This is a genomic window from Mesorhizobium sp. M1D.F.Ca.ET.043.01.1.1, assembly GCF_003952385.1.
Taxonomy (GTDB): domain Bacteria; phylum Pseudomonadota; class Alphaproteobacteria; order Rhizobiales; family Rhizobiaceae; genus Mesorhizobium.
Genome location: NZ_CP034444.1, coordinates 5,491,337 through 5,514,999, shown reverse-complemented (window position 1 = coordinate 5,514,999; position 23,663 = coordinate 5,491,337). Strand labels below are relative to the sequence as shown.

Here is a 23,663-nt window from a genome sequence, read left to right as displayed (position 1 = left end):
GAGCTGAATTCTACATCGTTTCGAAGTGCCGGCCGTTCTGTTTTTCCTCCCTAACGAAGGAAGACATTCACCGTCGTTGCTCATTAGGTTGCGCCACAATCCAGCGAACAGATGAGGAATCCATGGATCACGGAGTGAGAAAGTTCTGCACATTCATCGAGGAAGTATTCGTCGAGGGTGGCAAGAAAGCCGACCAACCGATCTCCATGGTGGTGGTCGCAGCCGTGTTGAAGAACCCGTGGGCCGGTCAAGGATTCGTTGAAAATTTGCGCCCAGAGATCCTCCGGTTGGCGCCGGGTCTTGGCGCCGAAATGACTAAGCGATTGGTGGCGCTCTTGTCGGCGGATAAGGTCGAGGCTTACGGCAAGGCGGCTTCGGTCGGCATCAATGGCGAGATCGAACATGCATCGGCGCTGATCCATACCTTGCGGTTCGGCAATATGTTCCGCACGGCGGTAGACGGCACGACCTATCTGAGCTTCACGAATACCCGCAACGGGCCAGGCGCCCTTCTTTCCCTGCCGATGACCCACAAGAGCGAAACCGGCAAACGCTCCCACTTCCTGACGGCCAACTTCCAGGTTCCGGACGCACCCGGTGCGGATGAGGTGCTGATCGCCATTGGCGCCTGTGATGGCGGGCGGGCGCATCCACGTATCGCCGACAGGTTCCAGGACATGGCGGAAATGGAAGCTGAGGGGCAGGCACGCTGAGCTTCGTCTTTCGCAGCAATCCCGGGGCGCCGAAATGACCTTCCTCTATGATGCCGATGCCGAACGCGGCGCCGAGTGGGCAGCGCTCTTTGCCGAACGTGCTCCCGAAATCGCCTTCCACTATTGCGCGGACGCGGTCGACCCGCGTTCGGTGAAGTATCTTGGCGTCTGGCATCCGCCCACAGACATAAGCGCGAAGTACCCGAACCTTGAGGTGCTGTTTTCGCTGGGAGCTGGGGGCGACCAGTTCGATTTCGACGCCTTGCCGGCCGAGTTGCCCGTCGTGCGGATGATCGAGCCGGGCATTTCTGACGCGATGGCAGAATACGTCACGCTGGCAGTACTGGCATTGCATCGTGATCTCCTCGCCTATTGTGTGCAGCAGGCGGGCGGCGACTGGCAGCCCTTGCGTTTCCGGCCGCCAGGTGCGTTGCGCATCGGCGTGCTCGGAACCGGGGTGCTCGCGAAGACTTCACTTTGGCGCTTCAGCCCTTCGGCTTTCAGTTGAACGCCTGGGGCCGGTCTCGCCAGTCGATTGGAGGCGTCGAATGTTTCGCCGGTAAAGCCGAGATGGATAAGTTTCTCAGTCAGAGGTGGTGATAAACAATATCCGCCGGCATCAGGCCGGACAGCCACTAGTCGGTCTCGTAGACCGCCACCGTGGATATTGAGGTAAGACAAGCCGCAAAAAAAGGGAGGCGCACCGCCGTGCCGCTACGCACGGGTCCCAGACTGCCTTAGCCGCATGACAACCGAGCGAATTGGCGCGCGCCGGAACCCAACCGCGCGATTTCTTCGGCAGGGGCAACGACCCTCCACGGCGTTCGGAGCGGCTCCCGTCCTCTAGGGATGACGCGCAAACCACAGCCTGGCGAACCTTTTGGCGAACCGGTCCATAAACCATTGATAAATAACGATAATGGTGGGCCCGGAGGGACTCGAACCCCCAACCAAGCGGTTATGAGCCGCCGGCTCTAACCATTGAGCTACAGGCCCCACGCGGGCTGGCTTAGTGTTTTTCGCCTCGCGACACAAGGCTTTCCGAAGGCGCCGGCCACGCCCGCCCAAATCAGCCCATATTCGCGCTCTAGTTGCCAAAACGCGACTGGTTCGCAGACCGAGGAGATTTCGATGACCAGACATCTTTTGCCCATGGCGCTCGCCGCAGCGCTCGCGTTTCCGGCATTTGCAAGCGCGGCCGATTCGCCGCTTCCACCCCGCATCGTCGTTTCTGGCGAAGGTGAAGCGACCGTGGCGCCGGATATGGCAATGCTGACGCTCAGCGTCATGCGCGAGGCCAAGACGGCGCGCGCCGCGCTCGATGCCAACAACGACGCCATGGCGGCGGTGATCGCGGCGATGAAATCGGCCGGTATCGCCGATCGCGACCTGCAGACGGCAGGCATCCAGATCAACCCGCGCTACAACTACACCAACAAGGCGGACGGCAGCCAGGAAGCCGAGCTCGTCGCCTACCAGGTGACGAACACGCTGTCGGTGCGCGTGCGCGACGTCGACAAGACCGGCGACGTCCTCGACAAGGCGGTGTCGCTCGGCGTCAACCAGGGCGGCGGCATCGCCTTCACCAATGACAATCCGAAAGCCGCCATCGTCGAGGCGCGCAAGAAGGCGGTTGCGGATGCGATCGCCAAGGCCAAGACGCTCGCCGAGGCCGCCGGCGTCAGCCTCGGCAGGGTGATCGAGATCACCGACCAGAATGTCGCGCCGGTGCCGATGCCGATGAACGCCAAGGCCTTCGATGCCGCCCGCGCCGCCGTTCCCGTGCAGGCCGGCGAGAACTCCTACTCCGTCCAGGTCACGGTCACGTTCGAGCTGAAGTGATCTCGGCCCGACCGGTGTTTCGGAATCCGACAGCAAAAACCCCGGAGGATCGATCCTCCGGGGTTTTTTCGAGCCGCGCGCTTCTCATTGAAGGGGCTCCGCTACTGATAGGAGATCCTCAGAGGATCATCCTCGGGGGCTGACCTTCCCAGAAGGTCATGCCCGGGCCTTAGCGATAGATGATCGGGCAGCCGCGCTCGTTGGCGAAGACCACCACCACGCGGTCGCCATACTGGCGGCCGGCGACCTTCACCGTGCGCCGGTTGATGTCGACGATGCGGACGCGATGCAGGCCCATGCGCTCAGCCTTGTCGAGCGCACGGTCCGGCGAGCAGCCGCGGCGGCGCCATTCGCGATCGCGACGATAATAGCCGTCATCATCTTCGCCGGTGTAGACGCCGAAACGGGGATCAGGGCCGTTGCCGAAGCCGAGATAGAGGCTGTCCGCGTGCGCCGCCGGGATGGCGCCGAGCGTGCCGAGGCCGACAAGGGCCGAAAGGGCTGCCGTCTTGATCTGGTTGAACATCGTCTCTCTCCTTGTTGTGGGCCTCTGGCCCTTGAATTGATGATTGGCGAACCAATGATTGCAAAATGCCACTTCGTGTCTGAACTTTCCGCGAACCGGCCGTTCATGCCCGGTTCATGTGGAAGGAAAGGCAAAGTCCTCGCTGATCCATCCCCGTTCACTTCAAAATCCGGAGCCGGAAACGCGCCACGGCTGCGCCCGGTTCCCCTTAAAGTCCGTCATCAAGACGCGAACCCCTAGGGTTCGTCGTCAAAACGCGAACCCGTCAGGGTTCGTCGTCAAAATGCGAACCCTCACGGTTCGTCGTCCAGTATATAGTCGAAATAGTCGTCCGGCTCGGCCAGATCGGTTTCCTTGGCCTTCACCCGGCCGCGGATCGAAATACCGGCCTCATGCACGGTCTCCGCGCTTCCCGAAACCAGCCTGTGCCACCAATAGAGATCGTGTCCCTCGGCCACCAGCCGGTAGGCGCAGGTCTTGGGCAGCCAGGTCATGGTGCGCACGTTCTGCGGCGTCAGCCCGACGCAATCGGGCACGCGCGCCAGTCGGTTGGCATAGTCGGAGCAAAGGCATTTCTCGGCATCGAAGAGCCGGCAACCCACGCTCGTCCAAAAGATTTCGCCCGTATCCTCGTCCTCGAGCTTGGACAGGCAGCATTTGCCGCAGCCGTCGCAGAGTGATTCCCACTCGGCCGGGGTCATCGCCTCGAGCGTCTTGGTTTTCCAGAACGGTGCCGTCATGCGGCTGGATTTGGCCCTCCGCGGCCTTCCGGTCAAGCGTTGCTGTCGCACTGACCCAGTATCAACATTAGAAAAACACGAAATTGCCTTCAAAAGGCCGGCCGGGCATCCTTGGCTGCCGCCAATGCCTGACGGAACCAATTGTGGTTGATGAAAGTTTGGGCAGGGATGGGACCCTACTAGGAGAAAATTGATATGAAACGCCAACCACGGATTCTGGCGGGTACGGCAATCGGCCTGCTTATGGCATCCGCGCCGTTGGGCGCGTATCCGCTGCAAGCCGATTTCGGCGCCTCGCGGGGAGCGCCGCTTATCCTGGCGCAGTCGAACTGCGCCGAAGGCCAGTCGGCGGAGGAGTGTGCGCAAGGCGGCCAGCAGGGGGAAGCCCAGCAGCCGAAGAGAAAGAAACGCGAGCAGCAACAGCAGACGGAATCGGCCCCGGCCGAGCAGCCCGCCGAGCCCGAGCAGAAGCCGCGCCGGAAGCGGCAGGACCAGCAGCAGATGGATACCGGCCAGGCCGAGCAGGCAGCGCCGGCCGAGCAGCTCCAGCCGCGCAAGAAGAAGCGCGACCAGCAGCAGCAGATCGAGGCGGCGCCGGCCGATCAGGGCGGCCAGCCTGCGGCCGACGAGCAGCAGCTCCAGCCGCGTAAGAAGAAACGCGACCAGCAGCAGCAGATCGAGGCGGCGCCGGCCGATCAGGGCGGCCAGCCCGCGGCCGACGAGCAGCAGCTCCAGCCGCGCAAGAAGAAACGCGACCAGCAGCAGCAGATCGAGGCGGCGCCGGCCGATCAGGGCGGCCAGCCTGCGGCCGACGAGCAGCAGCTCCAGCCGCGCAAGAAGAAGCGCAACCAGCAGCAACAGACCGAGACCGCGCCGGCCGAGCAGCCAGCCGAGCAGGCGGCGCCCGCCAACGACAACTTGCCGCAGGACAAGCTGCGCAAGAAGAAGCGCGATCAGCAGCAACAGACTGAAACCGCCCCGACCGAGCAGACGCCGAAGACCGAAGCCCCTGCAGGCGAGCCGGCGCAGCAGGCCGAACCGCAGCAGAACAATCAGCAGGCTGCACCGGCCGAGGGCGAACAGCCTCTGGACAAGACGAAGAAGCGCAAGAAGGCCTTCGGTGAGCAGCCCGGCACCGGTCAAGCGGTGACGGGAGAGCAACCTTCGACCAAGCAGCCCTTCGGCGAAGGCCAGGCAACGACTGGCGGCCAGCCTGCTACCGGCGAGCAGCCGGCCCAAGGCGGCGCGAATGCCGGCGCCGCCGCACAGGGCGAAGCCCCTGCCAATGCGAACGAGGCCCCCCTCTTCGACAGCCAGAAGGATGTGGTGCGCAAGCGCAAGGGCCGCCAGCCGACCGGCCAGACCGAGAACGGCCAGGCCGGCGTTGAGCAAGGTGGCACCGGCCAAACTGGCACCCAGACCGAACAGCAGACTGGCGAACAGGCTCAGGCCCCGAAGCCGGCGCCGGTCGACCAAGGACCGCCGCCCACCGACGACAAGGCGGCACAGCAGGCAATCGCGCCCGAGAAGATTGTTCCGGTGACGGAAGAAAAGGGCAAGCGGATCGAGCTTACGCCCGAGCAGGTGGTGCGCGATCGCCGCCGGCCGCAGGGCGCGGACGTGGTCAAGCAGTTCGGCGACCGCGTGATCGTCCAGTTCAACAACCAGACGATCGTCGAGAGCAACGAGGCGCCTCGCATCACCCGCGGCGCCAGGGATGTCTATTACGAGGATCTGCCGCGTGGCCGCACCCGCGAAATCGTGGAACGCGACAACGGCGTCAGGATCGTCACCATCCGCAACCGCAATGGCGATGTCGTCCAGCGTTCGCGCATCATGCCGGACGGACGCGAATATGTGCTGAGCTATGTCGACGAGCGGTACTACCAGAATGTCGACGACTGGCGTGATCCGGGCGACGACCTGCCGCCTATGCGGCTCGATATCTCGCGCCGGGACTACATCCTGGATTCGGAGGAAGTCGAGGATCCGGACGAGTACTACACCTTCCTCGAGCAGCCGCCGGTGGAGAGGGTGCAGCGCCTCTATTCGATAGACGAGGTCAAGCGCTCGGCCCGCGTGCGCGACATCGCCCGCCGCATCGATCTCGACACGCTGAACTTCGACTTCGGCTCGGCCACGATCTCCGATGAGGAGGTGCAGAAGCTCGAAGGCGTGGCCACCGCGATGGAGAAGCTGCTGAAGAAGAATCCGGCGGAAACCTTCCTCATCGAGGGCCACACCGACGCCGTCGGCACGCCCGACGCCAACCTCGCGCTGTCGGACCGGCGCGCCGAGTCGGTCGCCGAGGCGTTGACCAATGCCTTCGGCATCCCTGCCGAGAACCTTACCACGCAGGGCTATGGCGAGGAGTACCTCAAGGTGAATACGTCCGGCCCGAACCGGGAGAACCGCCGTGTCGCCATCCGCCGCATCACCTCGCTGGTGGCGCCGGTGGCGAGCAACAACGAGCAATGATTTCAAAATCCTGAGCCGATTTTCGGAATCAGAGCGAGAAGAGGAGGCCCGTCCGGATCCGGATGGGCCTCATTCTTGAAAAGTGAAGAAGAATTGTCCCGCTTGCCCTGCCGCGCTCATTGAATCGCCGCATTGCGGCGCCCAGATTCCAATCAGGGCGTTCCCTGCCCTGTCCCGACTCCAGCGGGACACATGAGCCCCGCCGGCGCCCCCTCTCCGGCGGGGCTTTTCTTGCCTTGAAAACAGGGGCCGTCTGCCCGAAATACGGACCGACCCCGCAGAGCAATTCCAGGAAAAGTGCGCAGCTGTTTTCCGTCCGGAATTGCGCAAAGACAAGTGATCAAAGCGAAACCAGCCCGGAACACGTCATGAAGCGCCTCGAACTCGCCATCGAATCCGTCATCCTTGCCTCGCGCTGGCTGCTGGTCGCCTTCTATCTGGGGCTCGGCCTGGCGCTCGCGACCTACGCGCTGTCCTTCGGCAAGAAGCTCTACGAGTTCGTGATGAGCGTTTTCACGCTCGGCGACACCGATACGATCCTGAAGATGCTTGGCCTGATCGATGCCGCCCTAGTCGCCTCGCTGGTGGTGATGGTGATCATTTCGGGCTACGAGAATTTCGTCAGCCGCTTCGACGCGCAGGACGGCGAGGTCCATTGGCTCGGCACGATCGACGTCGGCTCGCTGAAGGTCAAGGTCGCCTCGACCATCGTCGCGATCTCCTCCATCCACCTGCTTCAGGTCTTCCTCAACCACGCTTCCTACACAAGCGATCAGCTCATGTGGCTGACCGTCATGCATCTGGCCTTCGTCTTCTCGGCGCTTATGCTGGCCTATATCGACCGGGTGATGGCGCTGGCGAAGGGCAAGAAGGCGGAGGCCGAGTGAGACGTTTGCGGCTCGTCAGTAGATCCTCTTGACCTTCGTCTGCGAGTTCGCGAACACCTCGTCGGGAACGAAAAAATCACCTGCGAGCTGATCAGTTCCGCTAGGCGCATAGACCGAAAAATCCGTGACGCCTTCGGCGCGAAGCACCTCCTCGTCGATGTAGAAATTGCCGGTCGCCTGGCGTGACGGCCGCAGGAAGATCGCGTGCGCCGCATCGGCCATGATGTCGGGCGAACGGCTCATCGCCGCCACCGTCGCGCCGCCCAAGAGATTGCGCACGGCAGCCGTGTCGATGGTCGAGATCGGCCACAGCGAATTGACGGCGATGCCGGCTTCGGCGAACTCGGCGCTCATGCCGAGCGTGCACATCGACATGCCGAACTTGGCCATGGTGTAGGCGACATGGTTCTTGAACCATTTGGCCTTCATGTCGAGCGGCGGCGCCAGATTCAGAATATGAGGATTCTTCGCCAACTTCAGATGCGCAATGCACATTTTGGACACCAGGAACGTGCCGCGCGTGTTGATCTGGTGCATCAGATCGTAGCGTTTCATGTCGGTCTCCAGCGTGCCGGTGAGCTGGATGGCGCTGGCATTGTTGACGCAGATGTCGATGCCGCCGAACCGCTCCACGGTTTTCGCCACCGCGTCGGCCACCTGCGCCTCCTCGCGGATGTCGCACAGCACCGCCAGCGCCTTGCCGCCGGCCTGCTCGATCTCTTCGGCCGCGCTGTAGATCGTGCCCGGCAGCTTCGGATGCGGCTCGGCGGTCTTGGCCGCGATCGTCACATTGGCGCCGTCGCGCGCCGCGCGCAGCGCGATCGCCAGCCCAATGCCGCGCGACCCGCCCGAGATGAACAGCGTCTTACCCTTGAGCGACATCCTTTGCCTCCCTCTTCAACGAAGGAGGCAACTTGCGCGGCGGATAGCCCTGGCGCAAGGCCCCAGGCGCCTGAACGAGATTACGCTGCGTCGTCCTGAAAGGCGGCGCCGGCGAAGTCTATACCAGCACCAGTCCTTGTCGCATCGCTGTGGCGATGGCATCGGTGCGGTTGGCGGCGCCAAGCTTGATCAGGATCGCGGCGACATGGAACTTCGCCGTATGGACGGAAATGTTGAGCCGCCGGGCGATCACCTTGTTGGGCGCGCCTTCCGCCAGCAGCGCCAGGACTTCCGCCTCGCGCGGCGACAACGCCGCGCGGACCTGGTTGTCGTCGGTCGCCTCGTCCTCGGAAAGTTCGCCATGGAAATCGCCATGTGCCTCTGACTGCCCTGCCCTGCTGATGCGATAGCCGGACGCCGCCAGGCGCAAAGCGGCTGCAATCAGCAGGCTGTCGGCAGAGGCAGGCAGCGTCGCAAACACATTGCCGGCCGACCGTTCGTGGCCGGCGCGCCGCGAGAGCAGCACGCTGGGCGTTGCCGGGCTCACGGCGCGGCTTTCCAAGGCAGCCTCGTCGACCAAGGCGACATCCGCCGTTTGACCCATGCTGCTTCCGGCAATCACCGGCAGCAGGTCGTCGCTCGCCGCAAGCGCGTCGGCCAGCTGCTCGGCGCGCCCGGCGTCGCCGAGCGCGATCAGCGCCGTCAGCCGGTGGGTCGCCGGCTCCGGTCTCGCGATCGTCTGCGCTGCGCTGGTTGCCATAGCCCCTCTCAGCTCAGCGGTTTTTCGCCGATGGTGATCGAAACGTCGTGCTGAACGCCGCCGCTCAGGATGCCGAGCGTCACGGCCGTGCCGGCGCTGTCCGGCCCGAGCCTGCGGATCAGCTCGCGCGGTCCCTGCACCGCCTCGCCGTTCCAGGCGACGATGATGTCGCCGACATGCAGGCCGGCGGCTTTCGCCGGGCCGCTGTCGTCGAGGCTCATCACCATGGCGCCCCGCGTGTCGCCGTTGCGGATCGGATGCAGCCCGGCGCCGAGATAGCCGCGCACGACATGGCCTTTCTCGCGCAGCGTCGCCACCGCGCGCTCGATTGTCTCGTAGGGCATGACGAGCGCCCGCCGGCGCGGCCCGAACAGCAGCATGCCGATCAGACCGCCCTTGGCGTCGAGCACCGGACCGCCCTCGAAGCGGCCCCCGGTGTTGATGGCGAGGTTGATGCGTCGGTCGATCGTGCCGCCGCGCATCGAGCGCCATGCCGGCCCGACTTCGCCGACCGTGCCCAACACGGCAAGCGCTGCTCCCTCGCTGTTGCCGACGGCGATCGCCACATGGCCGGGGCGCACTGCGGCACCTTGAGGCAGTTGCGGCAGACTGGCAGCGGCGGATGCTGGCTTCAGCAGGGCAACGCCCGTCGACGGATCACGGCCGACGAGCTCGGCCTTGACGTTTTCACCCGAGGCCAGCGTCAGCTCGACCTCCTCGCCGGCCTCGACCGCTTCCTCGGCGGCGATAAAGAAGCCGTCGCGCCAATGGAAGGCGCTCGCGGTGCGGTGGTGATGCGTGACGAAACTCGCCACTGCCGGAGCGGCGGCGGCCGCGACATCGGCGATCGCATCGGAAAAGGCACTGAGATTGATGCTCATAAGAATATCTCCTGGGTTCGGTAACCCAAATATCGCTCCGCAGCGCCGTCGGGGGTACTCGCCTGACGGCTAGTGGCCGGCCTGACTGGCCACATGGTCAGGTCGCGGCGGTCGTGCCCGCTCCGCACATATAGTCATCATTCCGCAAGATCACATGGGAACACACCGATGGCGTTAGCGGCCGAAAAAATTCCATCCGACGACACCTTGCTCGATGCCTATTCGTCATCCGTCGCCGACGCGGTCGATCGTATCGGCCCGGCCGTCTGCCGCATCGAGCGCATCGGCGCCGGCGGCCACGGTTCCGGCTTCGTGATCGCGCAGGACGGGCTTGTCGTCACCAACTTCCATGTCGTCGGCGACGCGCGCGCCGTGCGCGTCACGATGCCGGATGGCGCCGCCCGCGAGGGTCACGTGCTTGGCCGCGACCCCGACACCGACATTGCGCTGGTGCGCGCCGACGGCAGCTTCGCCGACGTCGCGCCGCTCGGTGATTCCAAACGCCTCAGACGCGGCCAGATCGCGATCGCGATCGGCAATCCGCTGGGCTTCGAATGGACGGTCACCGCCGGCGTCGTCTCGGCGCTCGGCCGCTCGATGCGCGCCTCGACCGGCCGGCTGATCGACGACGTCATCCAGACGGATGCCGCCCTGAACGCCGGCAATTCCGGCGGGCCGCTGGTGTCCTCGGCCGGCGAGGTGATCGGCGTCAACACCGCCATGATCCACGGCGCGCAGGGCATTGCCTTCGCGGTCGCCTCCAACACCGCCAACTTCGTCATCTCCGAGATCATCCGCTTCGGCCGCGTGCGCCGCGCCTTCATCGGCGTCTCCGCCGATACGACCAACCTGCCGCGCCGTGCGGCACTCTTGTCGCAGGTGACCACCAACACCGCGGTGCGCCTGCGCAGCGTCGAGAGGAACGGTCCCGCCGCCAAGGCCGGGCTGAAGGAGGGCGACATCATCGCGGCCATCGACGGCCGGCCCGTCACCGGCGTCGATGACCTGGTGCGCATGCTCGATGCCGAACGCATCGGCCGCGAGACGCTCTGCACCGTCGTGCGCCGCAGCGGCGTCAGCCAGGTGGTCGTAACGCCGGTGGCGCGGAACAGCTAGGCGGCCGTCATCGCCATTCCCTAGAGCAATTCCAGGAAAAGTGTGTAACGGTTTTTCGTCCGGAATTGCGTAAAAACAGATACTTAGAGCGGTTCGGCGAAACTATGAATCGCTGAAACGTTCTAACTGGCGGACGATCCTTCGACAAATTGCGCCCGAAATTCGGGGCTGAGCGGGATCGGCTTGATGACGTCGATCAGCACGCCGTTCGGATCCTTGGTGATGAAGTGGCGCTGACCGAAAGGCTCGTCGCGCAGCGGGGACAGGATCGGCAGGCCGGCGGCGACGACACGCTCATAGACCGCGTCGGGATTGCGGACCTCGAAATTGATCAGCAGGCCGGACGTGCGTCCCCGTCCCTCCTCCGGGATCGTCTCGTGGTCGCCCTGGACGATGCCGAGATTGACGCGACGATCCTCTGCCGATTGGAGATGGACATACCAATCGCTCGCAAACAGCGGCTTGAAGCGAAAATGCCCGACGTAAAAGGCCGCCGTGCCGGCGACATCGCCCGTCATCAGCACCGGATAATAGCTCGTCGTCCTCATCTTTTCTTCTCCTGCTACATAACATACAGTCTGCATGTAAATGCAATTAACATACAGGCTGTATGTATGCAACAAGAAACCGCGCGCCGCTCCAACCGCGATCGCACCGAGGCGACACGCGCCGACCTGATCCGGGCGGCACGAAAGCTGTTCACCGAAAAATCCTATGCCGAGACCGGCACGCCGGAGATCGTCGCCGCCGCAGGCGTCACGCGCGGGGCGCTCTACCATCACTTTGCCGACAAGCAGGCGCTGTTCGCCGCCGTGGTCGAGCAGGAGGCCGCGATGGTCGCCGCCGAAGTCGATCACGCATCCCCGGACTCTCTGTCCGCGCGCGAGGCGCTAATCGCCGGCTCCGATGCCTATCTTGCTGCCATGCGCGAGCCCGGCCGCACCCGGATGTTGCTGATCGATGGACCGGCCGTGCTCGGTCGCGCCGCCATGGACGAGATCGACAACCGCCACGGCAACCGCTCGCTACGCGAGGGTCTGGTCGCGGCAATGCGCGCGCAGTCGGTGATCAAGCTGCCGGCCGAAGCGCTGACCGCCCTGCTGGCCGCCGCCTTCGATCGGGCGGCTTTGGCCATTGAGGCCGGCGCATCGGCGAAGGACTATCGGACCGTTCTGCTGGCGCTCATGGACGGCCTGTCTCCGGCTCCTCCTCCGTCCACGCGCCCGGCTCCATCTCGTTGAAGCAGCCGAGCTGCCGTTTGAACTGGTCGATCAGCCAGGCAGCCACCGGCTTCGGGCTACGATCGTTGCGGTGCATGGCATAAAGCGACGTGCGCACCTCTCTGAAGGGCTCAAGGTCGAGTTCCACCAGCCGGCCGCTGGCTAGATCATCGGCAATCAACCAACGCGGCAGCCCGCCCCAGCCCAGCCCTTCGCGCATCAACGTATGCTTGGTACGCGGATCCGTCAGCCGCCAGGTGCGGTAGGCGAAGACGCCAAAGTCGCGCCCCTTGGTGCGCTCGGACTGGTCGCTGACGACCAGCTGGGTATGTTCGCGCACATCCTCGATCGCCACCGGCTTTGGCAATAGCGCCAACGGGTGACTGGGCGCAGCAGCCAGCACTATCGACATGAAGCCGATGCGCACGAGGCGGACGTCGACCTCGCCCAGCAGCCCGCCTATGCCGAGATCGGCCTGCCCGCTGACGACATGATCGGGGATCACGCCGAGCGAGCCGATATGCAGGCGCAGCATCACGGCCGGAAACTGCGCCTCGAACGCCTTCAGCACCCGAACCAGCACCGGCGAGGGCAGCGTTGCATCGACCGAGAGCGCGACTTCGGCCTCCAACCCCTGATGGTGCCCGTCGACCCGCGAACGGATGCGCTGCAGCACGCCGATCATGCGCCGCGCATCCTCCAGCATCGCGCGGCCGATCTCGGTCAGTTGCGGTTCGCGCGTGCCTTCGCGTTCGAACAGCTTCAGCCCAAGCTGCGCTTCGAGATTGGCGATACCGTAGCTGATCACCGATTGCGCACGGTTGAGCTTGCGCCCGGCAGCCGAGAAACTGCCCGTTTCGGCCACCGCCACCAGGATCTGAAGCTGGTCGAGCGTCGGATTTGGCTGCATTATCAATCCATTTTATAGATGGATACTATACAAATTATAGCAGTTTTGCTGATGGATCGGCAATCCCATATTGGCGGGGAAAGTTCAATCCAACCCCAAGGGGACACCGCCATGTCTATTCTGCTTGTTACCTCCAGCCCGCGCGGCGCCGCTTCGCATTCCACTCACGTCGCCACCGATCTCGCGCAAAAACTGCTTGCCGCCGATCCATCGGCTAGGCTGGTCGTGCGCGACCTCGTTGCCAACCCGCTGCCGCACATCGATCCCGACTACTCGACCGGCATCTATACGCCCGTCGAGGCGCGCACCGCGCGCCAGGCCGAGGTCGTCAGCGTATCCGACGCCGCGCTGGACGAGTTGTTCGCCGCAGACACTGTCATCCTCGCCACCGGCTTCATCAATTTCGGTATCTCCTCGACGCTGAAGTCGTGGGTCGACCATATTGCCCGCTCCGGCAAGACCTTCTCCTATGGCGAAGGCGGCCCGAAGGGTCTCGTCAGCGGCAAGAAGGTCTATATCGTGCTCGCTTCAGGCGGCATCTATTCCGAAGGCGCCGCGGTCCAGATGGACCACGCCATCCCCTATCTGCGCGGCGTGCTCGGCTTCCTGGGCATGACCGATGTGGAAGTCATCCGTGTCGAAGGCGTCGGCATGGGCGCTGACGCGGTTGCCGCCGCGCTCGCCAAGGCAACCGCCAAGGTCGACGCGATCGCCGCCGCGGCCAATGCGAACCAGGCCGCCGCCGCGTAGCATTCCTCTCGGAAATCAAAAAGGCAGGCACCCACGGGGGCCTGCCTTTTTGCTGTTCAACGGGGCTGACACTAGCGACGCTGCCGACTACGCTGCTTTGCTATCGAAGCAGGGCATCGGAAACGTGGCGAACCAGAACAAGATCATAATCACCTGCGCGGTCACGGGATCGATCCACACCCCGTCGATGTCGCCGCATCTGCCGGTGACGGCCGAGCAGATCGCGACCGCCGCAATCGAGGCGGCCGAGGCCGGCGCTGCGATCGTCCACCTTCATGCCCGCAATCCGGTCGACGGGCGTCCCGACCAGTCGACGGAGACGTTCGCGCCTTTCCTGCAGGTCATCAAGCAGCGCTCCAACTGCGTCATCAACATCACCACCGGCGGTGCCGCGACCATGAGCGTGGAAGAACGGGTCAGGCCGGCGAAGGTTTTCGCGCCCGAGGTCGCGTCGCTCAACATGGGGTCGATGAATTTCGCGCTGTTTCCGATGCTTGAGCGGTTCAAGACCTTCGAGCACGACTGGGAGCGGCCCTATCTCGAAAGCTCGCGCGACCGGATCTTCCGCAACACCTTCGGCGACATCGAGCACATATTGCGCACCTGCGCCGACAACGGCACGCGCTTCGAGATCGAGTGCTACGATATCGGCCATCTCTACACGCTGGCGCATTTCGTCGACCGCGGGCTGGTGAAGGCGCCGTTCTTCGTCCAGAGCGTGTTCGGCATCTTAGGCGGCATCGGCACCCACCCGGAAGACGTCGCCCATATGAAGCGCACCGCCGACCGCCTGTTCGGCAACGACTATCACTGGTCGGTGCTAGGCGCCGGCCGCCATCAGTTGCCGATCGCCACGCAGGCGATCGCGCTCGGCGGCAATGTGCGGGTCGGCCTGGAGGACTCGCTATGGATCGCCAAGGGCAAGCTCGCCCGCTCGAGCGCCGAACAGGTGACCAAGGTCCGCCAGATCATCGAAGGCCTCGGCGCGTCGATCGCCACGCCCGCCGAGGCGCGCCAGATCCTGCAGCTCAAGGGCGGAGACAAAGTATCTTTTTGAACCGGACCAATGCCGGCGCCATGATTTGACGCCGGCTTTGGTTCTGAACGCTGGCTTACCGGGTCGCAACTCTTTCTTTCGCGCGTTTTGCAAAGAGGTGGAAATAACGTGGCTCCTGCCATTGGTTATTTCGCTCGGCTGGGTTATCGCTCGCCCATGTTTCTTTCGATCGCCACTACGCTTTATCCGGCTACCGATCTCGGCTTCTTGCTGCACAAGCATCCCGATCGCCTGCACGAGACCGACTTGTCCTTCGGCAAGGCGTGGTTGTTCTATCCCGAGGCCAGTGAGGAGCGCTGCGAAGCTGCACTTCTGCTCGACGTCGATCCGATTGGATTGGTAAGGGGTAAGGGTCAGGCGGACGGGTTGCTGGATCAGTATGTGAACGACAGGCCCTACGCTGCGTCGTCCTTCCTATCCGTGGCACTCAACAAAGTGCTTCGGACGGCGATGACCGGCATTTCGAAGGAACGCCAGCAACTGGCCGACAGCAACCTGCCGCTGGAGGCTGTCGTGGCGCCTTTGCCGATGCGCGGCGGCGAGGCGATGGTGCGGCAACTGTTCGAACCGCTGGGTTGGACTGTCGAGTTGACGCCGATCGAAGCCGCAGGCACCAGCACGGGAGAGCTCCGCTATGGCCATCTGAAATTGTCCGGCTTGGGCCGGTTGAGCAATTTGCTGAACCACCTCTATGTGCTCATCCCGGTGATGGACGATGCCAAGCATTATTGGGTCGGCGAAGACGAGGTCGACAAGCTGCTGTCGAAGGGCGCGGGGTGGCTGGAGTCCCACCCGGCCAGGGAGCTGATTGCCCGCCGGTACCTTCGCAATCGGTCGGTACTGGCTCGCGCCGCCCTGGCGCGACTGGCTCCGGAAGATACAGGCGAAGCAGCGCCTATCGAACCCCGGAACACGCCGGAGGAAGCTCTCGAGGCCCCTGTTCGACTGCATGACCTGCGCATGGATGCGGTCGTGAGTGCCATTCGGGCCATCGGCGGAACGGTTATCGCGGACCTGGGGTGCGGCGAGGGCAAGCTGCTCGATCGGCTTGTTCGCGAACGATGGGTGCACAAGCTGTTCGGACTGGATCCCGCGGCACGCGAATTGGGGTGGGCAGCGAGACGTCTCAAGCTCAACGAGGCGGGCGGACCACCCGAAGGGCGCGTGACTCTGCTGCATGGTTCGCTGACTTATCGAGATAGCCGTTGGGCCGAAGCCGACGTTGCAGTTCTGGTCGAAGTCATCGAACATCTCGACCAGGACAGGTTGCCGCTGATCGAGCAGATTGTTTTCGGCGAAGCCGCACCGAGAGCCGTGATCGTGACGACCCCCAACGCCGACTACAACGCGCTGTTTCCCAACCTTGCCGCAGGCTCTTTCCGGCATCCGGACCACCGCTTCGAGTGGAGCCGTGCCGAGCTCCAAGCCTGGGCGGCCAAAATCGAAAAGAGATACGGCTATGTCGCCGAAATCAGCGGCATAGGGATCGAGGATGCCGCTTTGGGCGCACCGACGCAGATGGCGGTCTTCAGCCGATGAGAGAGCCTGACAAGACCGACCTCGATATACCTGACTTCTCCCTGGTGGTGCTTATCGGCTCGACCGGTTCTGGAAAGTCGACCTTTGCCGCAAAGCATTTCCTGCCGACGGAGATCGTCTCCTCGGATCGGTGCCGCGCGCTTGTTTCCGACGATGAAACCAACCAGGACGTTTCAGCCGACGCGTTCGAGTTGATGCGCGAGATTGTCGGCAAGCGTCTCAAGCATCGCAAGCTCGCCGTTGTCGACGCCACCCATGTGCGCGCCGCTGACCGCAAGGCCTGGGTCGAACTAGCGCGGAAGTGGCACGCCCTGCCGATCGCCGTGGTCCTCGATCCGGGCGTCGACGTCTGCGTTGCACGCAATGCGGGTCGTCCCGATCGTCCTTTTGGCGCTGGAGTGGCCCAACGCATGACGAGCGAGATCCGCAAGGGCCTGAGCGGGCTGCAGCGCGAGGGCTTTCGCCAGGTCTGGAAGCTTACCAGCGAAGCCAGCGTCGGAGCGGCCAAGGTCTCGCGCCAGCCGCTTTGGACCGACAAGCGCCACGATACCGGTCCCTTCGATATCATTGGCGACGTGCACGGCTGCGCCGACGAGCTTGAGACCTTATTCGACAAGCTAGGATACAGCCTTGCCTGGTCGCAGGATCGCAACGAAAGAACTGTTCTCGTTTCTCCTCCAAAGGACCGCAAGGTCGTCTTTGTCGGTGATCTTGTTGATCGCGGCCCCAATACGCCCGACGTTTTGCGCATTGCCATGAGCATGGTCGCCGCGGGTACCGCCTACTGCGTCCAGGGCAACCACGAACGCAAGCTCAGCCGCTGGCTGGAAGGCCGCAAGGTCACGATCGCCCATGGCCTTCGGGACACCATCGATCAGTTGGACACACAGGATCGCGGGTTGCGCGAGGCGCTGCCGGCCTTTCTTGACAATCTGCGTAGCCATGTCTGGCTGGACGGCGGACGCCTGGCCGTCGCCCACGCCGGTCTCAAGGAAGAGATGATCGGGCGTGGCTCGGGTGCCGTGCGCGAATTCGCGCTCTACGGCGAGACCACCGGCGAGATCGACGAGTTTGGGCTGCCAGTGCGCTCCGACTGGGCAACAGCCTACCGCGGCAAGACCGCCGTTGTTTATGGCCACACGCCGATGCCGTCTGCCGAATGGGTCAACAATACCCTGTGCATCGACACCGGCTGTGTGTTCGGCGGCAAGCTGACGGCGCTGCGCTGGCCGGAACGCCAGCTGGTGGAGGTCCCGGCAACCCGCATCTGGTCGGAACCCATCCGCCCGCTTAGCGCTTCAAATCCGGAAAAATCGGCACAGGCCGATGCCGACGACGTGCTCGACATCCAGGACGTTTCCGGCCGACGCTGGATAGAGACGGAGTTGAAAGGCCGTGTTGTTGTAGCCGAGGAAAATGCTTCAGCCGCCTTGGAGGTCATGAGCCGTTTCGCACTGGCGCCGCAGTGGCTGGTGTACCTGCCGCCGACAATGTCGCCGTCCGAGACCAGCAGCGCCGACTGGCTGGAACGTCCTGAGGAGGCTTTCGCTTATTTTCGCGAGCGCGGCATTCCCCAGGTCATATGCGAAGAGAAGCATATGGGTTCGCGAGCAATCGTAGCACTATGCCGGAATGCGCAGGCAGCGCGCAGCCGCTTCGGCGTTTCGGGCGACGGGACAGGCGCAATATGGACCCGGACAGGGCGTTCCTTTTTCGGCGATGCGGCCATGACCGAAGGCCTGCTCGATCGCCTTCGGTCAAGCGTCGACACGGCCGGTCTCTGGGAGGAGTTGCAGACCGACTGGCTGTTGCTCGACGCCGAAATCATGCCTTGGTCGGCCAAGGCAGGCAGTTTGATCGAGAGCCAGTACGCGCCGGTGGCAACCTCGTCCGCAGCCGGGCTGCGGCTCAGCCGCGAAGCCCTGGCAAGAGCAACGGCGCGTGGTGTCGACGCGGCAGCGCTTCGGACGCGATTTGACGATCGAGCCGCGCGCGTGGCCAAATACGCCACCGCCTGGGCACCCTACGCATGGCCGGTTTTGGGCGTCGAAGACCTGCAGGTCGCGCCGTTCCACTTGCTGGCCAGCGAGGGACGCGTTTGGTTCGATCAGGACCATGTATGGCACATGGCGCAGGCCGACCGCCTTGTGCCCAGACAAGGTGTGGTCGCGCGCACGAGATGGCGCATGGTTGACTTGGCCGACGCCACCGCCTGCGCCGAGGCTGCCGCATGGTGGGAAGACCTGATCGGCTCGGGTGGCGAAGGCATGGTGGTCAAGGCGCGTGACTTCATCAGCCGTGGCAAGAAAGGTCTCATCCAGCCGGCGCTGAAAGTGCGCGGCCGCGAATATCTGCGCATCATCTACGGCCCCGAGTATGACGCGCCGGATAACCTTGCCCGGCTGCGGGAACGACATCTGGGTGGCAAGCGCAACCTAGCGCTCAACGAGTTTGCGCTAGGCCACGAGGCTTTGAAGCGATTTGTCGCCAAACAGCCGCTCCGCCGGGTCCACGAATGTGTTTTCGCCGTGCTGGCGCTGGAGAGTGAGCCGATCGATCCGCGGCTTTGACCACAGTCAGCCGAACATCCTCTCGCCCTGCTCGTCGACGAGCTGGATGCCCTTCTTGATCGAGATGTCGACGGCATCGTCCAACCCGGCGAAACGGTCGGCTCGGATGAAGCGGTGCTCCTTCATCACGCCGTCCACTTCCTTCGAGACGACGCCGCAGGTCTGGTATTGGCCGTCGGCCTTGTAGGGCGTGGCGCTGATCAGGAATCCCTTGTGCTCGACCTGCTTTGCCGGCTTCGCGGCTCCGGGCTCCGTCGCCTCGCCGCCACCGCCGCCGAAAAGACGTTTCAGAAAAGACATTTCAGTATCCTCCAACGGCAATCGTCCTGCATCACATAGCGTGTTGCAGGACGATTTTCAGTAGCGGTCGTTGGCTTGGCGGGCAATAGACGCCCCGAGCCGGCTCGGCTCAGCGGTGCGACAAGGCCTCGAGCGCCGCGGCGGCGTCTTCCAGGATGCTGATCGCCTCGGCCTGTTTGTCTTCCGGCGCGTCGACGATATCGCTGAGCGCGGCGCGCAGCCGGTGGCGCAGCGCGCGGAACCGGTCGCGCTTTTCATGCCGGCCGCGCCGGCCGCCATCCTCGCTGTCGTCACTCCAGCCGAACCAGTCGCGCGCCTTGGCCATCTTGCGGCCGAAGCGCTCGAGGTGGTCGAGCACGTGATCGATCATCTCGCGGTTTTCCTCGAGATGCGCCCTGCCCGCCTCGGTGATCGAGAACACCTTCTTGTTGCCCTCGCTGGACGAGACGGCGTAGCCCGCCTCCTCGAGGAAAGTCAGCGTCGGATAGACCACGCCCGGGCTCGGGCTGTAGATGCCGCTGGTGCGTTCCTCCAGCGCCTTGATGATGTCGTAGCCGTGCCGCGGCGCCTCGGCCAGAAGCGACAGCGTGATCAGCTTGAGATCGCCGTCGGCCAGCATGCGGCCGGCGCGGAACATGTCGCCCGGCCCGCCCCGCCCGCCGCCGCGCATGCCGTGCCCGAACGGCCCGAAGCCGCCGCCGCGGCCGCCGAAACGGCCCGCCATGTGCATGAACATGCGCTCGCCGAAATGACTGTGTTTGTGCATGGATTGCTCCTTGAGTTATGTCTTACGATATATCTTAATTAGGTCGCAACCCTCACCGAGTCAAGATATATCTTACGATGTATCTGAAAGTGCCGCCAGCCGGATTGATTTCACGAGAGCCAGCCGCTAGAACGCCATCGAGGGTCGCCGACCGCTCCGTAAGCGTCTGACGTCAAGCAACGCATCCACCCCGGTCCCTCCGGGCATGTGCCGAAAAACCGGCAAGAGGATGCCAATGCGACGGACCGACGTTTCGGGAAAATCCCCAATGACTGGAAGAAATCGGCGCAGGAAGCTGCCTGCGCGCTATGCCTCTGTCGTCAGCCCGCTGGTGCTGTCGCTTTTGATGACCTTCATCGTCTCCTTCATCTCCACGCTGAAGAGCCTCGGCCTTCACTCCAACCTGCCCGCAATCTGGCTGACTGCGTGGGGTCTGTCCTGGCTGGTGGCGTTTCCGACCCTGCTGCTGGTGCTGCCCGTGGTGCGCCGCATCGTCGGCTGGCTGTGCGAGCCGGCGGCCAGATAACGATGCCGGTAATGCCCGGACGCGCTTCGGACCTTTGCCGGTGGTACCCGTCCCGCTACCAGCGGCCCTTGCGGCGGTTCCAGGCGTAGAGAAGGTCGGCGAAGCGATCATAGGCAAAGCGCGTCAGCGGCAGCGCGATCGAGTTGCCCAGGAGCGCCGCCAGCCAGCTTTCGCCCGGCGTCATGCGCCAGACCGCGATCGCCACATCCGCGCCGACCAGCAGCCTGCCCCCGGCATCGGTGGCATGCAGCCGACGGCGGATGTCCTCCAGCGAAGCGCCGAATGCGGAAAGGGCGGACGGTTCGAAATTGATGTCGCGGAATTCGATGCGGCCCGCCTTGACCGCCTCGATCAGCCGCCGCTTCTGGCGGCTGATGCCGGCGTCGCAGACAGGGCAGCGTGTGTTGTACCAGACTGTCAGGAGCGGCACGGGCATGGCAGGACTATCGGACGCGCCGCCGCGCTCCGCAACTCCGCCGGTGCGGATAACAGCGCCCTATCCTAGCGAGCTGATGATCTCGCGATAGGCGAACTCCGGAAAGGCCTTGAGCGTGCGCGTTCGAACGCTGCCGCCCGACGACAGCATCAGCGCGAAACGGGCGAGCACCGCATCGTCGGGCGCCTCAACCACGGCCACCATGTCGCACTCGCCCATGGTCAGATAGAAGGCCTTGAACGAGCCGCCCATCTCGCTCAGCTGCTTCTTGGCGGCGTCGAGCCGCTTCGGCGACTCGCGCACATTCTTGGCACCTTGCTCGGTCCAGTTGATGAGCATGATGTAGGTCGTCATGGCAACACACCTCCTACCGGGTCCACGGAGCAGGCGCCTGGCCGTTGCGGCCGGCGCCGGGGCGCCCATCGGCTTGTCGCCCACAAATGCATCCGACCTTGAAATTATCCTCCTGTCGGTCGGCCCCGGCAAGGCGGCATTGCGATGGGCTGGAACGCAAAAAGGGCGCCCGGAGGCGCCCTTTCAAATTGCTGGACTGATCTTGCCGATCAGCTGTCGAGGAAGCTTCTGAGCTTCCGCGACCGGCTCGGATGCTTGAGCTTGCGCAGCGCCTTGGCCTCGATCTGGCGGATGCGCTCGCGGGTGACCGAGAACTGCTGGCCGACCTCTTCCAGCGTATGGTCGGTGTTCATGCCGATACCGAAGCGCATTCTGAGCACGCGCTCCTCGCGCGGCGTCAGGGAAGCAAGCACGCGGGTCGTCGTCTCGCGCAGATTGGCCTGGATCGCCGCGTCGATCGGCAGGATCGCCATCTTGTCCTCGATGAAGTCGCCGAGATGCGAATCCTCCTCGTCGCCGACCGGCGTTTCGAGCGAGATCGGCTCCTTGGCGATCTTCAGCACCTTGCGCACCTTTTCCAGCGGCATGGCAAGCTTCTCGGCCAATTCCTCCGGCGTCGGCTCGCGGCCGATCTCGTGCAGCATCTGGCGCGAAGTGCGCACGATCTTGTTGATCGTCTCGATCATGTGCACCGGGATGCGGATGGTGCGCGCCTGGTCGGCGATCGAACGGGTGATCGCCTGCCGGATCCACCACGTCGCGTAGGTCGAGAACTTGTAGCCGCGGCGATACTCGAATTTGTCGACCGCCTTCATCAGGCCGATATTGCCTTCCTGGATCAGGTCGAGGAACTGCAGGCCGCGGTTGGTGTATTTCTTGGCGATCGAGATGACGAGGCGCAGGTTCGCCTCGACCATTTCCTTCTTGGCGATAGCCGCCTCGCGCTCGCCCTTCTGCACCTGGTTGACGATCTTGCGGAATTCCAGGATCGAGATCGCCGTCTCGGTGGCGAGGCTCTGGATCTCGGCGCGCAGCTCCTTGATCGCGTCCTTCTCGTTCTTGGTGAATTCCTTCCAGCCGCGCGACGTCAGGTTGGCGATCGAGCGTGTCCAGTTCGGATCGAGCTCCGAGCCCTGGTACTCCTTGAGGAATTCCTCGCGGCGCACGCCGTAGCTTTCGGCGAGCCGAAGCAGCCTGCCTTCGTTCTGCACCAGCCGCTTGTTGATGTCGTAGAGCTGCTCGACAAGCGCCTCGATGCGCGCGGTGTTGAGCGACAGCGACTTCACCGCCTTGATGAGCTGGTCCTTCAGCTCCTTCAGCCGGCGGTCCTGGCTGGGCGAAAGCGTGCCGGCAGCCGCCAGCCGGTTCTCGACCTGCTGGTCCTGCAGCTTGCGCAGCTTCTTATAGGTGTCGGCGATGACGTCGAGCGTCTCCATCACCTGCGGGCGCAGTTCCGCTTCCATCGCGGCGAGCGACAGGCTTGCCTCGTCCTCGTCGTCTTCTTCTTCCTCCAGCCCGCGCGTGTCTGCGCCGACATTGGTGATGTCGTCTTCTTCGTCGCGCGCTGCCGCGCGGCCGCGCGGCTTTTCCTCGGGCTTGGGCGCTTCCTCGACGCGTTCGACGACCGGTGCCTGCTTGGCCTCGGGGCCGGCATAGGTTGCCTCGAGGTCGATGATCTCGCGCAGCAGGATTTTCGATTCGTTGAGCTCGTCGCGCCAGATGATGATGGCCTGGAAGGTCAGCGGGCTTTCGCACAGGCCCGCGATCATCGTCTCGCGGCCGGCCTCGATGCGCTTGGCGATCGCGATTTCGCCCTCGCGCGACAGAAGCTCGACCGAGCCCATCTCGCGCAGATACATGCGCACCGGATCGTCGGTGCGGTCGGTCGGCTCTTTCTTGGTGGTCGTGGTGGCGACGGCGGTGCCGGTCTGCTCGGCAAGCTCGTTGGCGTCCTCTTCCGAATCGCCGCCGGCGTCGGTGGCCTCGGCCTCCTCGCCCTGCTCGTCGTCCTCGACGACGTTGATACCCATGTCGGAGAGCATGGCCATCGTGTCCTCGATCTGTTCGGAGGTCACTTCCTCCGAAGGCAGCACCGAGTTCAGTTCGTCCATGGTCACATAGCCGCGCTTCTTGGCGGCCTTGATCATCTTCTTGACAGCATCATCGGAAAGGTCGAGCAGAGGGCCATCGGTGGCGCCTTCACGTTCGGTCTCGACCTCTTCCTTTTCCTTTGTCGCCATTCTTTGTCGTCTCCAAGCGGCCGAATATCGAAGCCGCGTAAGCTGCCCGACCGGTCATACCGGATGCGCTCGCACCAGAACGCTTCTTTACCGGGCCAGTAACCGCATCTCTTGTTAAGTCCAGATTAACCCTGGTATCTGTGGCAGGCCTTTTGCCTGTCCAGTCACCA

The 23,663-nt window shown here is 63.9% G+C and carries 24 protein-coding genes and 1 tRNA gene; 12 read left to right on the top strand and 13 right to left on the bottom strand.

What is annotated here, in order from left to right:
• Positions 1 to 122: 122 nt before the first annotated feature.
• Both EJ067_RS26755 and EJ067_RS26750 read left to right on the top strand, forming a co-directional pair.
• Complete coding sequence (locus EJ067_RS26755; RefSeq protein WP_126088170.1) at positions 123 to 713, top strand: amino acid synthesis family protein; 591 nt, start codon at positions 123 to 125, stop codon at positions 711 to 713.
• A gap of 34 nt (positions 714 to 747) precedes the next feature.
• The gene (locus tag EJ067_RS26750; protein ID WP_245468052.1) at positions 748 to 1,221 is read left to right on the top strand and encodes a hypothetical protein; all 474 of its coding nucleotides are present in this window, start codon (positions 748 to 750) and stop codon (positions 1,219 to 1,221) included.
• 412 nt (positions 1,222 to 1,633) lie between these two features.
• Here the strand turns inward: EJ067_RS26750 and EJ067_RS26745 are convergent.
• Positions 1,634 to 1,709 (bottom strand) — tRNA-Ile (locus EJ067_RS26745).
• Between the two features lie 135 nt (positions 1,710 to 1,844).
• Between EJ067_RS26745 and EJ067_RS26740 the strand changes: the two genes are divergently transcribed.
• The gene (locus tag EJ067_RS26740) at positions 1,845 to 2,555 is read left to right on the top strand and encodes an SIMPL domain-containing protein (RefSeq protein WP_126088169.1); all 711 of its coding nucleotides are present in this window, start codon (positions 1,845 to 1,847) and stop codon (positions 2,553 to 2,555) included.
• A 169-nt stretch (positions 2,556 to 2,724) separates the two neighbouring features.
• Here the strand turns inward: EJ067_RS26740 and EJ067_RS26735 are convergent, their stop codons facing one another.
• The gene (locus EJ067_RS26735) at positions 2,725 to 3,081 is read right to left on the bottom strand and encodes a hypothetical protein (protein ID WP_126088168.1); all 357 of its coding nucleotides are present in this window, start codon (positions 3,079 to 3,081) and stop codon (positions 2,725 to 2,727) included.
• Between the two features lie 293 nt (positions 3,082 to 3,374).
• Complete coding sequence (locus EJ067_RS26730) at positions 3,375 to 3,821, bottom strand: YcgN family cysteine cluster protein (RefSeq protein ID WP_126088167.1); 447 nt, start codon at positions 3,819 to 3,821, stop codon at positions 3,375 to 3,377.
• Between the two features lie 918 nt (positions 3,822 to 4,739).
• Between EJ067_RS26730 and EJ067_RS26725 the strand changes: the two genes are divergently transcribed.
• A complete protein-coding gene (locus EJ067_RS26725) occupies positions 4,740 to 6,299 on the top strand; it encodes an OmpA family protein (RefSeq protein ID WP_245468051.1) in 1,560 nt (519 codons plus the stop codon).
• A 368-nt stretch (positions 6,300 to 6,667) separates the two neighbouring features.
• Entirely contained in the window at positions 6,668 to 7,186 is a 519-nt protein-coding gene (locus EJ067_RS26720; RefSeq protein WP_126088165.1) for a TIGR00645 family protein, read from the top strand.
• 15 nt (positions 7,187 to 7,201) lie between these two features.
• Here EJ067_RS26720 and EJ067_RS26715 read toward each other — a convergent pair whose 3' ends face one another.
• The 3 genes from EJ067_RS26715 to EJ067_RS26705 all read right to left on the bottom strand — a co-directional run bounded on the left by EJ067_RS26715 (position 7,202) and on the right by EJ067_RS26705 (position 9,709).
• Entirely contained in the window at positions 7,202 to 8,068 is an 867-nt protein-coding gene (locus EJ067_RS26715) for an NAD(P)-dependent oxidoreductase (RefSeq protein ID WP_126088164.1), read from the bottom strand.
• Positions 8,069 to 8,186: 118 nt separating this feature from the next.
• The gene (locus tag EJ067_RS26710; RefSeq protein WP_126088163.1) at positions 8,187 to 8,828 is read right to left on the bottom strand and encodes a LuxR C-terminal-related transcriptional regulator; all 642 of its coding nucleotides are present in this window, start codon (positions 8,826 to 8,828) and stop codon (positions 8,187 to 8,189) included.
• Positions 8,829 to 8,836: 8 nt separating this feature from the next.
• Positions 8,837 to 9,709 carry a S1C family serine protease gene (locus EJ067_RS26705; RefSeq protein WP_126088162.1) on the bottom strand — a complete coding sequence of 291 codons (873 nt, stop codon included), beginning with the start codon at positions 9,707 to 9,709 and terminating at the stop codon, positions 8,837 to 8,839.
• Positions 9,710 to 9,877: 168 nt separating this feature from the next.
• On the opposite strand from EJ067_RS26705, the gene EJ067_RS26700 reads away from it, so the two are divergent.
• Positions 9,878 to 10,825, top strand: a complete 948-nt coding sequence (locus EJ067_RS26700; protein ID WP_126088161.1) for a trypsin-like peptidase domain-containing protein — start codon at positions 9,878 to 9,880, stop codon at positions 10,823 to 10,825.
• A gap of 122 nt (positions 10,826 to 10,947) precedes the next feature.
• Here EJ067_RS26700 and EJ067_RS26695 read toward each other — a convergent pair whose 3' ends face one another.
• On the bottom strand, positions 10,948 to 11,373 hold the full coding sequence (locus tag EJ067_RS26695; RefSeq protein WP_126088160.1) for a VOC family protein: 426 nt from the start codon (positions 11,371 to 11,373) through the stop codon (positions 10,948 to 10,950).
• Positions 11,374 to 11,439: 66 nt separating this feature from the next.
• Here EJ067_RS26695 and EJ067_RS26690 point away from each other — a divergent pair, with 66 nt between their 5' ends.
• Entirely contained in the window at positions 11,440 to 12,066 is a 627-nt protein-coding gene (locus EJ067_RS26690; protein ID WP_126088159.1) for a TetR/AcrR family transcriptional regulator, read from the top strand.
• On the opposite strand, the gene EJ067_RS26685 is transcribed toward EJ067_RS26690, so the two are convergent.
• Positions 12,008 to 12,955 carry a LysR family transcriptional regulator gene (locus EJ067_RS26685; protein WP_126088158.1) on the bottom strand — a complete coding sequence of 316 codons (948 nt, stop codon included), beginning with the start codon at positions 12,953 to 12,955 and terminating at the stop codon, positions 12,008 to 12,010. The genes EJ067_RS26690 and EJ067_RS26685 overlap by 59 nt on opposite strands.
• 111 nt (positions 12,956 to 13,066) lie before the next feature.
• On the opposite strand from EJ067_RS26685, the gene EJ067_RS26680 reads away from it, so the two are divergent.
• The 4 genes from EJ067_RS26680 (at position 13,067) to EJ067_RS26665 (ending at position 18,871) form a co-directional block, all read left to right on the top strand.
• Positions 13,067 to 13,705 (top strand): FMN-dependent NADH-azoreductase, encoded by a 639-nt coding sequence (locus EJ067_RS26680; protein WP_126088157.1) that lies wholly within the window; start codon positions 13,067 to 13,069, stop codon positions 13,703 to 13,705.
• Positions 13,706 to 13,829: 124 nt separating this feature from the next.
• A complete protein-coding gene (locus EJ067_RS26675) occupies positions 13,830 to 14,762 on the top strand; it encodes a 3-keto-5-aminohexanoate cleavage protein (RefSeq protein WP_126088156.1) in 933 nt (310 codons plus the stop codon).
• Positions 14,763 to 14,870: 108 nt separating this feature from the next.
• On the top strand, positions 14,871 to 16,301 hold the full coding sequence (locus EJ067_RS26670) for a 3' terminal RNA ribose 2'-O-methyltransferase Hen1 (RefSeq protein WP_245468050.1): 1,431 nt from the start codon (positions 14,871 to 14,873) through the stop codon (positions 16,299 to 16,301).
• Positions 16,298 to 18,871: a polynucleotide kinase-phosphatase gene (locus tag EJ067_RS26665; protein ID WP_126088155.1), complete on the top strand. Its 2,574-nt coding sequence runs from the start codon at positions 16,298 to 16,300 to the stop codon at positions 18,869 to 18,871. Before EJ067_RS26670 ends, EJ067_RS26665 begins: the two co-directional genes overlap by 4 nt.
• Before the next feature lie 6 nt (positions 18,872 to 18,877).
• Here the strand turns inward: EJ067_RS26665 and EJ067_RS26660 are convergent, their stop codons facing one another.
• Together EJ067_RS26660 and EJ067_RS26655 are read right to left on the bottom strand one after the other, a co-directional pair.
• Positions 18,878 to 19,171: an HlyU family transcriptional regulator gene (locus EJ067_RS26660; RefSeq protein WP_126088154.1), complete on the bottom strand. Its 294-nt coding sequence runs from the start codon at positions 19,169 to 19,171 to the stop codon at positions 18,878 to 18,880.
• Positions 19,172 to 19,280: 109 nt separating this feature from the next.
• On the bottom strand, positions 19,281 to 19,937 hold the full coding sequence (locus tag EJ067_RS26655; RefSeq protein ID WP_126088153.1) for a PadR family transcriptional regulator: 657 nt from the start codon (positions 19,935 to 19,937) through the stop codon (positions 19,281 to 19,283).
• A gap of 268 nt (positions 19,938 to 20,205) precedes the next feature.
• Here EJ067_RS26655 and EJ067_RS26650 point away from each other — a divergent pair, with 268 nt between their 5' ends.
• Complete coding sequence (locus EJ067_RS26650; protein WP_126088152.1) at positions 20,206 to 20,463, top strand: DUF2798 domain-containing protein; 258 nt, start codon at positions 20,206 to 20,208, stop codon at positions 20,461 to 20,463.
• Positions 20,464 to 20,518: 55 nt separating this feature from the next.
• Here EJ067_RS26650 and EJ067_RS26645 read toward each other — a convergent pair whose 3' ends face one another.
• The 3 genes from EJ067_RS26645 to rpoD all read right to left on the bottom strand — a co-directional run bounded on the left by EJ067_RS26645 (position 20,519) and on the right by rpoD (position 23,493).
• Positions 20,519 to 20,899: a DCC1-like thiol-disulfide oxidoreductase family protein gene (locus EJ067_RS26645; RefSeq protein WP_126088151.1), complete on the bottom strand. Its 381-nt coding sequence runs from the start codon at positions 20,897 to 20,899 to the stop codon at positions 20,519 to 20,521.
• Positions 20,900 to 20,959: 60 nt separating this feature from the next.
• Positions 20,960 to 21,253, bottom strand: coding sequence for a GYD domain-containing protein (locus EJ067_RS26640; RefSeq protein WP_126088150.1), 294 nt, complete (start codon positions 21,251 to 21,253; stop codon positions 20,960 to 20,962).
• Positions 21,254 to 21,462: 209 nt separating this feature from the next.
• Complete coding sequence (rpoD, locus tag EJ067_RS26635) at positions 21,463 to 23,493, bottom strand: RNA polymerase sigma factor RpoD (RefSeq protein ID WP_126088149.1); 2,031 nt, start codon at positions 23,491 to 23,493, stop codon at positions 21,463 to 21,465.
• Between the last annotated feature and the right edge of the window lie 170 nt (positions 23,494 to 23,663).